We start from the raw sequence: 15,730 nt of genomic DNA, 5'->3' as shown, positions 1-15,730 counted from the left end.
ACACCACACCCCACACCCGCCACACCCCCAGACCGCCACGGTTACCCGACCGTCACCAACACCCCAACACACACCGCCCCGACCGGGGAGGAAACACCACCCCGCGGACCCGGACGAATACGCTGCGGAAAACAGCAGCTGGCATTTACCGGAAATAGCTTCACCTAGTGAGGGAAATCTCACGGATGCCCGCCCGGATGCCCCCGTGAAGGCATTTCCCGATAGCGCGGACGCGCTGCCTTTCCGCGCAATTACTGGCCTTTATCCGCCGTTTAGGACGTGACCTGCGGCACAGTTGGAGACCTGGCCAGGGGAGAAGGCCAGAGAGAAGAAACCACACCATCGGGCTCCGGCACAAACCAGAGCCAGAACACCAGGAGCACACCATGGCAATCAACCTCTGGCCCACCGCATCCACCACCCAGACCCCGGCCGCCGAGGCACCCGGCTTCAACCCCGAGACCAGCGGCGGAGCGGGACACCGACGAGGTAAGCGCACCCTCGCCACCCTCCTCACCGGCGCGATCGCCTTTTCCGGGGCAGCCCTCTTGGCTCCGTCCTCTGCCAGTGCCACCACTACCTTGTGCCCGAAGAATGCGACACCCACAAGCGTCGTAGGCAACGTCGTCACCTGTCCCACCGTGACATTCCTCAATGGCGCGACCAATAACGACAGCTTCACCGTTCCGGAGAACACCGTCGTCTCGAAGATCATCATCGACGTACGCGGGGAGCATGGCAGCACCGGTGGATACATCGGTATGCCCAACCAAGGCCACGTCGGCAAGGGCGGCCGGGTCCAGGCCACCTACGACATCACCGGTGGCAGCCAGGTGGACCTCGGCAATTGGGGAGGCGCTCGCGGTGGCCTGTCCACACTCATGAATTACTACGGTGGCGATGGTGGTGACGGGGCGTTCGTCTCGATCAACGGCACCACCTTCATGGCCGCCGGTGGCGGCGGCGGTGTCGGCTGGGAGGACGGCTGGGGCAACGGCCGCGCCGGCGGCGAGGGCAACGACAACGACAGCAACCGCGTCGCTGACAGGGGCCGCGCCGGCGGCGACGGTTACAGCATCCGCAACTCGAGCTACAACGCGGGCGGCGACTCGGGCGGCGGCGGCGGCGGCGGATGGATCGGCGGCCGAGGCGGCAAGGACGGCTACAGCGGCGGCATCGGCGGCACGAACCACATCGGCAACGAGTCGGGCTATGCCGTCCGGATCGCCAACAACACCCCTGGAGCCAACGTCGACGACTACAGCGTCAACGACGGCGACGCGTACGTCAACGTGACCGCCCAGTACACCCTGAGCAACCTCTCCAACCACAAGGCCGCCGGCATCGCGAAGAACACCACCCTCGCCGCCGGCACCGCGTACAACTTCGGGTCCCTCGACCACATGGGCAGCCTGGTCATGCAGGGCGACGGCAACCTCCTCGCCTACAAGGTCAACAACGACGGCACCCAGGGCTCGCTCCTGTGGACCAGCGGCACCTGGGGCAACAACGGTGCCGTCGCCTCCTTCGGCACCGACGGCGTCCTGAGGATCAAGAACGGCAACACCGAGATCTGGCACTCCGAGGGCGCCGCCGGCGACAAGCTGCGGGTCGACTCCGGCTACATCCGCACCACCGACACCAACGGCAAGATCACCTGGGCCGGTGACGTCCTCCTGCGCGGCGACACCCTCGCCACCGGCGGCGTCGTCACCACCGGCGACGTCAACCACGGCAACGGCTACCGCCTCAGCATGCAGGGCGACGGCAACCTCGTCCTCTACACCGGCAACTGGGCCAGCGCCCCCTGGGCCACCGGCTCCTGGGGCGGCAGCACCCCCACCGCCACCTTCAACACCAACGGCAACTTCACCGTCAACGCGACCGGCGGCTGGAACGCCAACCTCGGCACCGCCAACCGCCTCGCCCTCCAAGGCGACGGCAACCTCGTCGCCTACAACACCAGCAACCAGGCCACCTGGACCCGCTAACACCCCCACACCCCAACCACCCCAGGCCCCCCGGACCACCATCCAGGGGGCCTGACCCACACCCAGCACCACCCCCCACACACAGGCCCCGCCACCATCACCCAGAAAACAGACAACCCCCCAAATCCCCCGGTTCCCGTCCCCCTCCCCCCCAGGACAGCAACCGGGCACCCCCACACCCACCCCGAACACCCACCACCCCGCACCGCACGACAACACCACCGCCCCAACGGCACAGAAAACGCAGACCGGGACAGGGGCGCAGCGGGCTGCGCGGGACAGGGGCGCAGCGGGCTGCGCGGGACAGGGGCGCAGCGGGCTGCGCGGGACAGGGGCGCAGCGGGCTGCGCGGGACAGGGGCGCAGCGGGCTGCGCGGGACGGGCGCAGCGGGCTGCGCGGGACAGGGGCGCAGCGGGCTGCGCGGGACAGGGGCAGCGGGCTGCGCGGGACAGGGGCGCAGCGGGCTGCGCGGGACAGGGGCGCAGCGGGCTGCGCGGGACGGGCGCAGCGGGCTGCGCGGGACGGGGGCGCAGCGGGCTGCGCGGGACGGGGGCGCAGCGGGCTGCGCGGGACGGGGGCGCAGCGGGCTGCGCGGGACGGGCGCAGCGGGCTGCGCGGGACGGGCGCAGCGGGCTGCGCGGGACGGGCGCAGCGGGCTGCGCGGGACGGGCGCAGCGGGCTGCGCGGGACGGGCGCAGCGGGCTGCGCGGGACGGGGGCGCCAGAACGCGCCCCACAGCGTGGCAGCGGCGCAGTGGCGGGCGCGGTCGGCCAGATCACCGAATCGTCCGGCAGGCGGGCCGGGTCTGTCCGGTCTTTACGGGACACGGCCCGGTCCGGCGGGGCGGAGGCGCGGTCGGGGCGGGGCGGTCGGTCTTGGAGGTCGGTGGTGGTGGGTCGTGGGTGTGCCCGTGGGCTGGGTTGTGGCTTGGGGGTGTGTCAGCGCAGGGCGGCCGTCTGCAGGTCGGGTGGGAGGTTGTCCAGCCACACCCCGATCGTCCACTCGGGGCCGTCGGGCAGGGCTTGGGGGAAGTGGAGGCGGAAGCGGCCGCCGGGGCGGCCCCACGGGTCCTGGGGTGGGCGCAGCCGGCAGTGTTCGGCGGTGTGCAGGAGGTCGGCCAGGTCGGTGGCGGGTTCGGTGCGCCAGCTGGTGAACGGGGAGGTTGGGGTGCGGGTGAGGTAGTGGTGGTAGAGGGTGGCGGTGTGGAGGAAGGGGCGGGCCCAGGCGGGGATGGGGTGGGCGGCGCAGCGTGCCGGGGTGTGGTGGTGGGCGGGTTTGTGCAGGTGCAGGGTGGGGCGGGTGGGGTGGCAGTGGGGCGGGGTGAGGGTGCTCAGGTGGGCGTAGGGGGCGCCGGTGAACAGGGCGGTGGCCAGGGCTGCGGCGTGGGTGGGGTGGGAGAGGCGGGCCAGGCGGGTGAGGGTTTCTTCGAGGCGGCCGGGTGGGGTGGGGAAGGGCGTGTGGTCGGGGTGGGGTGGCGGCGGGGAGCAGTCGCAGGGGGTGGGGGTGTGGGGCCAGGCCAGCCGGGTCAGGGCGGGCAGGGTCAGCCAGGTGGGGGTGGCCGGGCGGGGCGGGAGTGTGCCCGCGCCGACGGTGGTGGCGGCGCGGGGTGGGTGTGGCGGGTGGGCGTAGGGGGGCAGGCCGTGGGTGACGCTGTGGCCGACGTGTGCGAGGGCGCGGGTGAGGGCCGGGGTCGGCGCGCGGTGGCACACCAGGGTCAGGTGCGCTCCGGTGCGCTGTTGGAAGAGCAGGAGCTGGTGCAGGCGGGCGGGGGTCAGCAGGTGGGCGCGCAGCACGATGAGGTGGCCAAGGCGCATGGCGCGGGCGTGGGCCGCTGCGGCCGCCCAGGTGAGGGTGGGGCGGGTGGTCCAGGGGCTGGGCGCGGCGTCGGGTTTGCCGAGGGCGGCCATCACGTCGTGGGCGAGGTCGGCGGTGTGGGCGGTGCCCGGGGTGGGATGGACGGTGGCCTGGCCGCGGGCGGGGTCGTGGGCGGCCAGCGCCGTACGTGTGCAGGCCGGGGTGTCCGCCGGGTCCAGGGCCAGGGTCAGTGGCGGCAGCGGGCGGGTGCCTGGTGCGGCGGGCGGCACCCGCGTGGCGCGGCGGGGGCCGGCCGTACCGGGTGCGGGGGCGGTGTCCGCGGGAGGGACGGTGCGGCCGGCATCGGCAGGGCGGGCCGGGTCAGCGGGGCGGGTGGGGTGTACCGGGGGTGCGGTGGCAGAGGTGGGGCGGGGTTGGGTGCTCATGTGCCGGCGCCGAGCCTGCCGTAGACCTGGCGCAGCAACTGCTCATCGACACGGGTGCGGCCCTGGGCGGCCAGGCCGTCGGCGGCGTGCTTGGTGATACGCGCCCAGGCCCGGAAGTTGCCGTGCGCGGCTTGCTTGTCCACCAACGCGATCAGATCCGGCTCGACGCCCTCCCACAACGGGTGGAATGCCGGGACTGTCGCCAGGACCTCGGGCAGGGTCAGCGGCAGGGCCTGCTGCCAGATGAACACTCGCGAGGCGAGCATCGGCTCCCGGCGCAGCACCTTCGCGCAGCCGTCACCCCCGGCGAAGACCACCGCGATGTCGGTGGTCGGCTCGTCCCACAAGTAGCGCCAGTACTCGAAGCACTCCCGGGACAGCCACTGTGCCTCGTCACACACCAGGACATGGAAGGAACGGGCGAGGGCGTCCTTGAGGACCGCGTCGAACTCGATGGGACGTGCTGGTGGTTCCCCGGGCAGGGCCAGGGCGCGGAACAGCTCGTGGCGGATGTCACGCGGGGTCGGGCGGGCCCGGAACGCCACCCGGTAGGTGTTGCCCGGTGCGAGGTGGCGCAGCGCGGCGTTCACGGAGAACGATTTGCCGTTGCCCGCCGCCCCGGCCAGGACCATCATCGCGCGGGCGTCGAGGGTGGCGGCGATGTTGTCACGCGTGGTGCGCAACGCCTCCGTCGCCACGATCCGCGCCCCGGGCAGGTTCAGATAGTGGTCCGCGCGCTGCGGCGGCAGCATCCCTGGGCGCAGCGCCGACGGTGTGGTGGTCATGGGTATCGGGGGCTCCTGCGGGCTCGGGGCTGCGGGGTGCGGGGTGCGGGGTGCGGACGGGTGGGGTGCGGGGTGGATGGGCCTGGTCGTCCGTGACATGCGGGCAAGGCCCCGGCCGGGGTGGCCGGCCACGAGCCGGGTCAGCGTCGAGGACCGGCATCGGGGTCGTCAGCGGCGGAGAGCGGTGGGTGTGCCGCCCGGTGAGTGCCACCTGACGGAGAACCGCCCTGCCGCGGGGCTGTTCAGGGCGGCACCGCCCCGGGGGCGGTGGTGTCCTCACCGCAGGTCTCGTATGCGGGGACTGGGTCTTGGCCGAGGTCCGACGCGGACACGATGGCGGACACAGGGGCGGGGGCGGCGGCAGAGGCGGCGGCAGAGACGGACACAGGGGCGGCGGCGGCAGAGGCGGACACAGGGGTGGGGGTGGGGGGGGGGGGGGGGGTGGGGGGGGGGGTGGGGGTGGGGGTGGGGGGTGGGGGTGGGGGGTGGGGGTGGGGGTGGGGGTGGGGGTGTTGTGGGGCGGGACCCAGTCGTCGGGCAGCGGGGTGTGCGGGATCAGTCCGGGCAGGGCCAGGGCGCGGAGGTCCCTGCTGTCGGTCGCTTCGAGCTCGGCCTGGGCCTCGGCGGCGGTGAGGGTGCCGAGCGGCTGGGGTGAGGCCGCGGTGGTGACGGCGGCGAACCGCTGGCGGCGCAGCTTCTCGGCGGCCTTCAGGTCCGCGCGCAGGCGGCGGGCGGCTGCGGTGCGGGCCGCTTTCAGGGCGCGGACCTGTTCCGGGCTCGCCTGCTCGGCGAGATGGGCCGTGCCGAGGTGGTGGCCGCCGGTAGCGTCGAACACCTCGATCTCGCTGTCGTGGTGCGGGAGGTGGCGCAGGCGGACCTTCGTATCGGTGCGGCCGACCATCCACGCGGCGATGTAGGGGCGGCTGCGCCAGGAGATGCCGTTCGTGGTGATCGTGCGGGTGCGGCCGTCGTCCTCCAGGGCGAAGAACGCGAGGTGCTCGGCCGGGACGTCGCGCAGCGGCGTCGGGTCCGCGTTCCATGTCTGGAGCGGGGTGAGGCCCTTCAGAGCCGCCGGGTGGTGCTCGGTGTTCCACCAGCGCACCCAGTCCAGCAGCAGTTGGACGAACGTCGCGAACGTCAGCGGCGGCGCGTGCGGATCGGCGGTCCGGCCGCTGGTGAGTTTCTGGCGGTGGGTGTAGCGCGGCAGGGAGACGAGGAACATCTCCTCGACCGCGTCGTTCAGCGCCTCCACGGTGCCCTTCAAGTGCGGGCTGTAGGCGGGCAGGTCGTGCACGGGGACAGCGAGGGCTCCGAGCGCGGCGGTCACCGTGGTGCACAGGAACTCCTTGCCGCGGTCCACGCGCACCAGGGCGGGCAGGCCGCCGGCGGGGCCGAAGGGTTCGGTGCGGGTGATCGAGGTACGCAGCGCGGCCAGTACCGCGTCCCTGGAGGGGGCGTGCGCGGTCACCGCGAGGCCGAGGATGGACTTGGTGGCGCAGTCGATGAACCAGGTGATCCACGGACACGCCAGCTCCCCCTCGACATCGACCTGCACCGGCACGCGCTTGTGGTCACCCTCCCAGCAGGCGTTCCTCCACGTGGCCGGCCGCTTCCCGAACACGTCATGAGCCCGGCGGGCCGCCTCCCCACCCCGCAGACCCGCCCGCTCCCCCGCCGACAACTCCCGCGCCACGGCACGGTGCAGGGCCGACAGCGACAGCATTGGCCCGGCCTCGGGATCGTCCGCCGCACGGGCCGCCAGTTCGCGGTGAACGGCCGAGACGTTGCCTCCCCACAGAGCCAGCAGACGCCGGATCTGCGGGGTGACGCTCGCTCTCGCGCGGGAGCGCGGTACGAGGCGGCCCTCCCCGCGCGCGGCGGCCACCCAGTACCACACCGCCCGCACGGTTACCCCGAGAGACGAGGCGATCAGCCGTACATGAGCGGTCGTCAACTCACCCCGACTGTCCAGGTCCATCAACCGGGCCACGGCCGCGGACCGGTCCACCGGCTCGGACACCGCCACTCCCCCGTTCCGGTCGGCGCCCCACACCATCGCACCGGGCCTTGTCGCGGGTCAGGCTGTCCACCGCGGCACGGCGCGATACCGACACGCCGCGCGACAACACCCGATCGAAGGCAGAACACCACCGGGGTGTTTCACCCCATGCCCAACCCCGGGCGGCCATCCCGCCCCTGGCCACGACCCAGGCCACGACCCAGGCTTCGACCCGAGGCGTTCACCCCCCATCTTTCACTGCCTTGCACAAGGCGGGCAGACAAACCCGTTCGACCAGGCGGTGCCCCGCTCCCAGACGCAACGCCCAGGCATCGTGATAACGATCGGCGTCAGCTTTTCACCGTGATACAGCGGAACACTTCACCGCAACCCCGGCCCCACCCTTCACCACACACCCCCCTCAAAACAGCTGACCACCAGCCACAACACACCATCCCCCACCAGTGAAAAACAACGCCGACCCCCCAATGAAAACCACACACCGATCATCACTCAGGCACCCGGTCCCACCATCCACCATCCGGGCAGCCCCACACCAGCCCACCCGCCGGGCGCCAGCCCCCCGAACCTACCCACCCGTCACCAACACCTGACCACACCCAGCCCACCACGGCCCTCGATGACAACGCACCGCCCCCGCCCGTCACCCACCGAACCACGAATCGAAGAATACCCGGAAAATAGCTTCCAGAAATAAGGGAACCACCCCGCCTGCCCCGACGCGTGCCCCTATTTTCGCATTTCCCAAACGCGCGGACCCATTGCCTTTTCGCGCAAACGCTTACCCTTATCCGCAACATATGGATGTGACATCCGGCACAGTGGAGAATCTGGCCAGGGGAGACGGCCAGAACACCAAACAATCCACCCCACCAGAGCCGCCGGGCCACCCCAGGCCCCGCCAACCCTCAGCGAGGCCGACCATGAGCAGCCACAACCACCACCACCGCGAACACAGCAACCACTACACCCACACCCACAGCACAGGACACCAAGGACGCGGAAAGCACTGGCGCAAGCGCACCACGGCCATCGCCGTCACCGCGTCCTTCGGCGCGACCGCCTTCGCCGGCCTCGCCGCCACCACCGCACACGCCGACCCCAGCCAGGGCGACCCCTGCGTCTACACCAACGGCACCGTCAACTGCACCTACGACTTCACCGGCGCGGCGCAGACCTTCACCGTCCCCTCCGGCGTCACCAGCGCCACCGTCACCGCCTACGGCGCGGCCGGTGGACTACAGCCGTGGTTTACCGGTACTGGCGGGCCCGGTGGTAAGCAGAGCGCCACCCTGTCAGGCCTGACCAACGGACAGCAGCTGCAGGTCAACGTCGGCGGCTACGGCGGCCAAAACAGCCACGGCAGCCAACCACAACCAGGTGGCTGGAACGGCGGCGGGTCGGGGTCCCCCTACAACGGCAACCTCAACATCGGCGGTGGCGGAGCTTCTGATGTACGTGTAGCCAACAGCCAGGGTCAGTACACCCTCGATGACCGGATCGTCGTGGCCGGCGGCGGCGGCGGCAGCAAATGGGGCGGCTACGGCGGCGGCCTCGAGGGCGGTTACCCCGATGCGTGGGACTACTGGACTGACGGTGGGGGCGCTTACCAGACCCAGGGCGGCTCTGGCTTCGACTGGGAACACACGGGGCGGTTTGGCGTCGGTGCCAACGGTGACGTCGGCGGCGGCGGCGGCTGGTACGGCGGCGGTTCCGCCAGACAGGGTACCTCCGGCGGCGGCGGCAGCAGCCATTACGGATCAGCCAACAACAACGGTCCCGTCAACGGCGTCACCTCGAGCGACAACGGCACAGCAAACGGCGGCACCTTCACCCCACCCCAGGGCATCAACACCCACGGCCGAATCGTCATCACCGCCTCCAGCCTCCCCAACTACCAGCCGAACGGCCTTCCTACGAGCGCCACCCCTCTCACCACCGGCCAGCTCTACAGCTTCGGGACCAACGCCAACGGCAACAAGATGGCCATGCTGAAGATGCAGGGCGACGGCAACCTTCTCGCCTACAACGTCAACAGCGACGGCACCCCAGGCTCCGTCTTCTGGGCCTCCAACACCTACAACAACAACGGCGCCACCGCCACCTTCGACACCGACGGCAACCTCTACATCAAAAAGGCCGACGGAACCGTCATCAAGCGCACCTACATCGCCGACAACAACGGCGCCACCCTGAGCCTCAGCCCCACCACAGGCCTGCAGATCACCAAGAACAGCACCGTCAAGTGGTCCAGCAACAGCGGCGGTCAGCTGGTCGACCTGGCCAACTACAACGCGGGCGGTATCCCCGCCGGCACCACCCTCACCACCAATACGGTCTACCGCACCGGCACCATCAACGGCAGCGGCAACACGATGGTGGGTCTGGTCATGCAGGGTGACGGCAACCTCGTCGCCTACAAGCTGAACAACGACGGCACCCCCAACTACAGCAACGCGCTCTGGGCCTCCAACACCTACAACAACCCCGGCGCCACCGCCTCGTTCACCAGCAACGGCGAACTCCGGGTCAACAACTCCGGCGGCACCAAGATCTGGGGCCCCGACACCACCGGCGGCGCCAACTCCACCTTCCGGTTCGACTCCACCACCACCGCCGGCCAGATCCACGACTCCAACGGCAACCTCCGCTGGGCAACCGGCTCCGTCACCCCCGGCACCAAATTCGCCATCGGCGGCATGATCACCACCGGCAACTACAAGACCGTCCTCAACGGCGACGGCAACCTCGTCACCTACAACACCAGCACCACCCCCGCTACCGCCACCTGGGCCACCAACACCTGGGGCAACAACGGCGCCTACGCCACCTTCAACACCGACGGAACCCTCCAGATCCGCCAGGACACCGGCGGCCACGACGGCCTCCTGTGGTCCGAGAACGGCAGCAAGAACAACGCCAACCGCCTCACCCAGCAGAGCGACGGCACCCTCGTCATCTACAACGCCGCCAACCAGGCCACCTGGGCCAACAACGCGACCGGCAGCGCCCCCACCTTCACCAACACCACCACCCTCAACACCCAGTCCAACTACGCCAGCACCCTCACCCTGGCCACCACCAACCCCGGCAGCGGCACCGTCACCTACGACAAGGGCCCCGGCAGCGGCAGCAACCTCGTCACCATCACAAACAACGGCAACGGCACCGCCACCCTCGCCCGCAACAACAACACCCTCCCCATCCCCTACGACGGCCCCCTCGACGGCAACGGCAACCCCACCCAGAACTCCCCCGGCTGGGTCTTGGCCCAGTCCGAAACCGTCACCGTCGCCGTCACCGCCACCAACAACGGCAACACCGCCCGCCAGAACATCACCCTCACCTACAACCCCTACGTAGGCGGCTGACAACCCCCACGCCCCACCTACGGCCCCCAGACACCCACCCGGTGTCCGGGGGCCCACCCACACCCCCGTGGACACCCCAACCCCCGCCAGCGCGGCACCCGAGGCAGCGAGGGTTCGGGCAACAGGCGGGACGCGGCCCTTCCGGGCACCCCACACCCACCCCGCCCCCAACTACCCTGGCACCACGGGGACCTGGTAAATCCCCGCGTGGTGTGCTCACACCCAGCCCGGCCCCGCCACCATCCCCCCGGCGGCGGGACCGGCACCCACCACCCCACAGCGGGCCCCGCCGGCCGGCCGGCCCCCGGCGGGCGCGGCACCTCACCCAACGACACGCGCTGACAGCGACACCCCCACCGGGGGGCGCGCAGCCGGCGAACGGTACCCGCCAGCCAGGCGGCGGTTGCCTTCCCGGCGTGGGCGCTTGCCCCCACCCCCGCGCAGGCGTGAAGATCACTATCCGGTGGCACGGAGCTGGACAGCATCCCCACCAGGGTGCCCGGCGGCAAAACCCACGCACACCACCGGACACCGGGGTTCCCGCACCACCACCACCAGCCCGGGAACCCCAACACCCACCACCGACCGGAACCCGCACAGGACCAAACAGCCACACACCCGCCACCAGACACCCGCCACCACCCCGGACACCACCCCGGACACCCCCACGGCAGACCGCCCGCCGTATGTCAGGCGCCGAGGCCGATGTGGGAGACGTACTGGTAGGCGCCGTAGTCGCTGTCGAGGTCGGCGATGATGTCGTCCCAGATCTCCTCGAGCTTGCTCGCGTCGCCGCCTGTGAGGGCGTCGACGGCGTCGTCCCAGACGTAGCGGACCTGGAAGGACCGGACGCGGAGGTTGTCACGGCGCCGGTTCTCGTCCACGGGCTGCTGGTTGACGGGGTGGATCTCGACTCTGGAGCCGCGGCCGGCCCGGTTGAGGTGCTGCTTGAACGCACCCGAGTTGGCGAGGACGTTGGCGGCGCGCAGATTCCAGTACGCCGTGTCGATCGCTTCCCGGGTGGCCGGGCGCGGGGTCTGCTTGCCGGCGGCCCAGGCCCGGACGGTGGCGGGGGTGGCGGTGACGCCGGCCTCACGCAGCGCCCGGGCGCCGCCCCTGGTGGTGCGCAGGTACCGCATCCGGGCGCCCAGGCCGCGGCGGGTGGTGACGGGGGACTTGATGCCGCCCTCGATGACCATCCGCTCCAGGGCGTCTTCCAGGGCGCGGGCGAGCCCGATCGATCCGTGGACGTTTCCGGGGTCACCGTCGGCGCCGTAGCGGCCGAAGTTCTTCCAACCGTCGGTCGACACCTCAGGCGCTCCGCTTCCGGGACGTGGGCAGCGTGTACTGGTCCTTCAGCTTCATCTGCGTGGCCAGGCGGCCCTCCGCGAAGACGGTCCGCCAGTCGATGTCGCCGGTGACGTGCAGTTCGTCGGTGCCGCGCAGCCGGACGACGGTGAGGCCGGCGGTGTGGGCGCGGTGGGCTTTGTACCAGAGGTTGGCGAAGGCCTGGGAGCGGATGATGTGCATCCAGTCGGGCCGTCGGATGTCCCGGTTGAAGGTGGATTCGCCGATGGTGGACGCGAACTTCGCGTAGATGGCCTTGACGTACTTCTCGGTGACCGTGTCGCCGTCGTGGATGGCGTTCTCGCGGGCCTGGGTGAGGACCCGGCGGAACTTCTCCAGCAGGCCTTCGGAGGCGCCGCTGGTCCAGGCTTCGGTGATGTGCGGGGCGTCGGTGAGGCCGAGTTTGTGGCAGCGGGCCAGCAGGCGGACGGTGGCACCGTCCAGCAGCACCGGACCGCTCTCGTGGCGGTTGCCGATCGGGTCGGGCAGGGTCGGGTGTTCCCAGGTGGGGCGCTTGGGGAGCAGGTAGATACCGGAGCGCTTCGGATCGAACCCACCGTTCGGATCATGGACCAGGGAGCCGATCGGCAGGTGTGTCTTCAGCGCGCTGCAGTAGGCGGCGTTGGTGTCCAGGACGTCCACCGCGACCTCCGCAGGGTCGCCCTTGCGGACGGCCTCCATGAGGGGTGCGTTCTCCCACTTGTGACGCCCCTCCCAGATCTCGTCCGCCCCGTTGCGGGTCTTCTTCGAGAGGAATTCCAGCCGGTCCGGATACACCGTGTGCTCGTACGCGGCACCGACCCGGGTGGCTTCGAAGAGGGCCATTCCGTTCGGAATCGCCCTCTTCTCCAACGCGGCCGAGGCGGCCTCGGTGTCCCCGTCGTGCTCCTCCAGCGCCTCCTCCACCGCCGTAGTGATCATGTCGAGGTAGTAGCCCAGGTCCCGGCCCGTCCCCGCGTACTCACCCCGCGCAGTGGCAGCGGCCGGAGCGGGCGTGGCGGCCGGAGCGGGCCGGACGGGCGCCGCGCGGACGGGATGGCGGGGCGCGGCGGCGGGCGGTGCCGCTGCCGGTGCCGGTGCCGGTGCCGGTTCCGCCGGCGCTGTGGGGGTGGGTTCAGCGACCGACGCGACCGACACGGAAACAACCGTGACCGCCGACGCAGCCTCCGTGACCACGGGGGCGGGAGCGGCAGCAGCGGCCGGTGTGGCCGGGGCCGGGGCGGGTCCGGCCGGGGCGCAGAAACCGCCCAGGTGCAGCGGGCGGCCGCCGATCCGGTGACGGACCGGGCGGCCGCAGTACTCACACGGCGCGGCGAGGAGCTCCAACGGCAGCCCGTCCGCACCCCGGTCATAGTCGGCGACCTGGACGACAGCGGCGGCCGCGGGCTGCTCGGCGACGACGACCTGGTGCTCGACGTCCGGGGCGGCCGACCGCACCGGAGCAGCGGCCGGGGCCGGGACGGGCGCGGGCGCCGCCGGGGTGAAGGTGGCCGGCACCAGCTGCGGCTGGGGTGCCGCGGTGCCCGGCGGCCACGTCATGGACTGCGCCGCGTGGGTCGGACCGGCCAGCAGGTCCAGCGGCGCCAGGCCCCAGTGCCGCGCCAGCGCGTCCACCTCGTCCAGCGTCCACGGCTGCGCCCCCGACTGACGGCGGCTCACCTTGTCCTGGGTCAGGTCAATACTCGCGGCCAGCTGCGCCTGACTCTCGCCGGTTCGCTGCCGCAAGGCGGCAACCGTGAGCCGCAACGTCTCCAACGTACTGAGTGCCATACGGGCATCCTATCCATATTCCATGGACAGATTCCATAGAATTTGCGGGTGTTCACTGGATTGAGTGATGTGCGGGGAAGGTAGGGCGGGAAGCCGGGCACCCCAGGCCCGCCTGGGGTAGGCCGGGCCAGGGCTCTGCAGGCCTGGAAACGCCGGATCCCTCGGGCAACCACCCGAGGGGTCCGGCGTGCGAGCGACCTGGTCTACCGGCGCAGTGCGGCGGGGTCGAGGTCGAGGGGGAACGGCTCGGTGAGGGCGGTTCGCTCGCCGACCTGGACCAGGCGGTCTGTGTAGGTGCCGCGCTCGAGGTGGCCGAGGTAGAGCCGGGGGGCGGGTTCGAGTTCGAGGCGCCAGTAGTGCGCGATGCCGGCCGCCGCGTACAGGGCGGGCTTCATCTTCTTGTCGGTGACCCGGGTGGAGGGCGAGGCGATCTCGATGGCCACCACGATGTCGTGGGCGCTGAGCGTGACGCCGGCCTCGGCGGCCGCGGTCGCGTCGGCGACCACCAGGTCGGGGATGAGCAGCCCGTCGGGGACCACGATGTTCACGGCTTCCAGCACCTCGAAGGGCGCGCCGGAGGCGGTGACGGCGGCATCAAGGAGGGCCCAGAGGCGGGAGCTGGCCCGCTGGTGCGGGACGCCGGGGTTGGGGCTCACCAGCAGCGCGCCCCCGACCAGCTCGATCCGGTGGCGGGTGTCTTCGGGCAGGGCCAGGACGTCTTCCAACGTCCAGGGCCCGCTGTGGTCAGCGGTCGCAACGCTCACTACTCTCGCCTCCTCCGGTAACCACAGTGTCCCGCCAGGGACAGCATCGCGGTACCGGCTCGCGGTATGTGGTCAGGCCCAGCCAGCCGGGCGGCGGCCAGGCCGCTCCGGGTCCAACCGGCCCCAGAACGCTCGGTTCTTGTTCTGGGGCCGGCGGCTGGGTGAGGCCGGCGCCTACTCCTGGTCGGGGACTGCCTGGATAGTGCGCCGACGGCGGGCTGCGACGTTGCCGAGCTTGCGGGGGCCTTCGGCGCGGGCGTCCGGAGTGATCTGGGGGGCTTCGAGGGCTTCGGCGACCAGGCGGCGGATCTCGGGGTTGGAGGCGAAGTAGTAGCGGGGGTTGACCCGGTAGCGAGCCGGGTCGGGGTGGTCGACCAGGTGCAGGGTCTCCAGGCGGGCGAGGGACTCGTAGACGGTGGAGGTCGAGACGCTGCAGTCGGCGGCGATCTCCTCCGTGCCGGCCACGACCGGGTCGAAGATGGCGCCGCGGCTGGTCAGCCACTCCAGGATGTCGCGCTGGCTGGCGGACAGGTTGAGGGAGTAGACGGGCGGCATCCCGAGGCTGTCCGGGTCGAATCCGTGGTGGCTGTGGGTGGCGGCGCTCATCGGGTGCCTCCGGTCGTCATGGTCTGGCTGGCACGGCGCGGCCTGGGCGGCGACGCCGAGCCGGCGGCGGGCTCCGTCACCGCGCTCGGTGTCTTGCCGGTGCGCTTGTCGGCGGCCTTCTTCGCGGCCGTGAGCGCCTTGGCGTCCGGCTTGATGGGCGGCGGGTCGAGCCTGCGGCACGCCTGGACCTGCGCGTCACCGCTGCCCTCCCAGAACCGGCGCGGGTTGAGCTGGTAGGTCTGGCTGCGCGGCGACGTCTTCAGCAGGGTGTTCAGCTTCACCAGCCGGGCCAGCGCGGTCTTCGCCGTGGTCTCAGTGGCGTGGATATCCTCGGCGACCGCTGCCGGGGAAGCCCGCACCGCAGCACCGGCACCGCCATGGGAGCGCAGCCAGTCGATCGTCGCCCACTCCGCCCCGGTGAGGGCCAGGGTGTGCAGCGGTGGGCCCGGGGCACGGGCACTGCGGGCTCGGTCCACCATGCCTGGGGGCAGCTGGTAGGTGCCGACTGCGTCGGTGACCGCTGCGACCGGGTTGTCGTGCGGGAAGGAGAACCACTCGCCGTGCACTCGCAAGCGAGCGAAGTGTTGGTGGAGGTGGCGCTCGAGCCGGGGCCGCCGGGGAAGGTCACGGCGATCTTGAGCAGCACCGGGGAGCCTGCCTGCAGGGCTGCGAGGCGGGCCTTCGGGTTGGTGCTGCGACCGATCTTCATCGTCTTCTGGTCGTCGGCGACGCTCAGGTAGACGTACTCCTGCTCGGGCTCCACTCGCCCACCCCCACGGTGTACCGGCTCAGCGGCTCACCGTTACCACCGGATGGAGACAGAGCCGTTCACTGG

8 protein-coding genes and 3 pseudogenes are annotated in these 15,730 nt (G+C 71.3%); 2 read left to right on the top strand and 9 right to left on the bottom strand.

The features are described 5' to 3' along the window. Positions 1-641 precede the first annotated feature (641 nt). Positions 642-1,991, top strand: a complete 1,350-nt coding sequence (locus OHV05_RS38355) for a hypothetical protein (RefSeq protein ID WP_405021608.1) — start codon at positions 642-644, stop codon at positions 1,989-1,991. Between the two features lie 939 nt (positions 1,992-2,930). On the opposite strand, the gene OHV05_RS38350 is transcribed toward OHV05_RS38355, so the two are convergent. From OHV05_RS38350 to OHV05_RS38340, 3 genes and pseudogenes are all read right to left on the bottom strand, one after another. Further along, positions 2,931-4,232, bottom strand: a complete 1,302-nt coding sequence (locus OHV05_RS38350) for a hypothetical protein (protein ID WP_331731139.1) — start codon at positions 4,230-4,232, stop codon at positions 2,931-2,933. Then, on the bottom strand, positions 4,229-5,017 hold the full coding sequence (locus OHV05_RS38345; protein ID WP_331729857.1) for an ATP-binding protein: 789 nt from the start codon (positions 5,015-5,017) through the stop codon (positions 4,229-4,231). The genes OHV05_RS38350 and OHV05_RS38345 overlap by 4 nt, the downstream gene beginning before the upstream one ends. Before the next feature lie 493 nt (positions 5,018-5,510). Further along, positions 5,511-7,007 (bottom strand): annotated as a pseudogene (locus OHV05_RS38340) (Mu transposase C-terminal domain-containing protein); the annotation flags it as partial. A gap of 953 nt (positions 7,008-7,960) precedes the next feature. On the opposite strand from OHV05_RS38340, the gene OHV05_RS38335 reads away from it, so the two are divergent. Beyond that, a complete protein-coding gene (locus OHV05_RS38335) occupies positions 7,961-10,408 on the top strand; it encodes a glycine-rich protein (protein ID WP_331731137.1) in 2,448 nt (815 codons plus the stop codon). Between the two features lie 689 nt (positions 10,409-11,097). Here the strand turns inward: OHV05_RS38335 and OHV05_RS38330 are convergent. The 6 genes and pseudogenes from OHV05_RS38330 to OHV05_RS38305 form a co-directional block, all read right to left on the bottom strand. Further along, positions 11,098-11,718 (bottom strand): hypothetical protein, encoded by a 621-nt coding sequence (locus OHV05_RS38330; protein WP_331731135.1) that lies wholly within the window; start codon positions 11,716-11,718, stop codon positions 11,098-11,100. Position 11,719: 1 nt separating this feature from the next. Then, entirely contained in the window at positions 11,720-13,525 is a 1,806-nt protein-coding gene (locus OHV05_RS38325) for a helix-turn-helix transcriptional regulator (RefSeq protein WP_331731132.1), read from the bottom strand. A 203-nt stretch (positions 13,526-13,728) separates the two neighbouring features. After that, on the bottom strand, positions 13,729-14,289 hold the full coding sequence (locus OHV05_RS38320) for a Uma2 family endonuclease (RefSeq protein WP_331731129.1): 561 nt from the start codon (positions 14,287-14,289) through the stop codon (positions 13,729-13,731). A 174-nt stretch (positions 14,290-14,463) separates the two neighbouring features. After that, the gene (locus OHV05_RS38315; protein WP_331731127.1) at positions 14,464-14,895 is read right to left on the bottom strand and encodes a helix-turn-helix domain-containing protein; all 432 of its coding nucleotides are present in this window, start codon (positions 14,893-14,895) and stop codon (positions 14,464-14,466) included. Continuing rightward, positions 14,892-15,500: pseudogene (locus tag OHV05_RS38310) on the bottom strand (GIY-YIG nuclease family protein); the annotation flags it as partial. The gene OHV05_RS38315 and the pseudogene OHV05_RS38310, both read right to left, overlap by 4 nt. Before the next feature lie 41 nt (positions 15,501-15,541). After that, positions 15,542-15,658 (bottom strand): annotated as a pseudogene (locus tag OHV05_RS38305) (GIY-YIG nuclease family protein); the annotation flags it as partial. Positions 15,659-15,730 lie beyond the last annotated feature (72 nt).

This window comes from Kitasatospora sp. NBC_00070, from assembly GCF_045041205.1.
Taxonomy (GTDB): Bacteria; Actinomycetota; Actinomycetes; order Streptomycetales; family Streptomycetaceae; genus Kitasatospora.
Note: the sequence above shows the minus strand (reverse complement) of the source record. Positions and strands in the feature narration are given on the sequence as shown.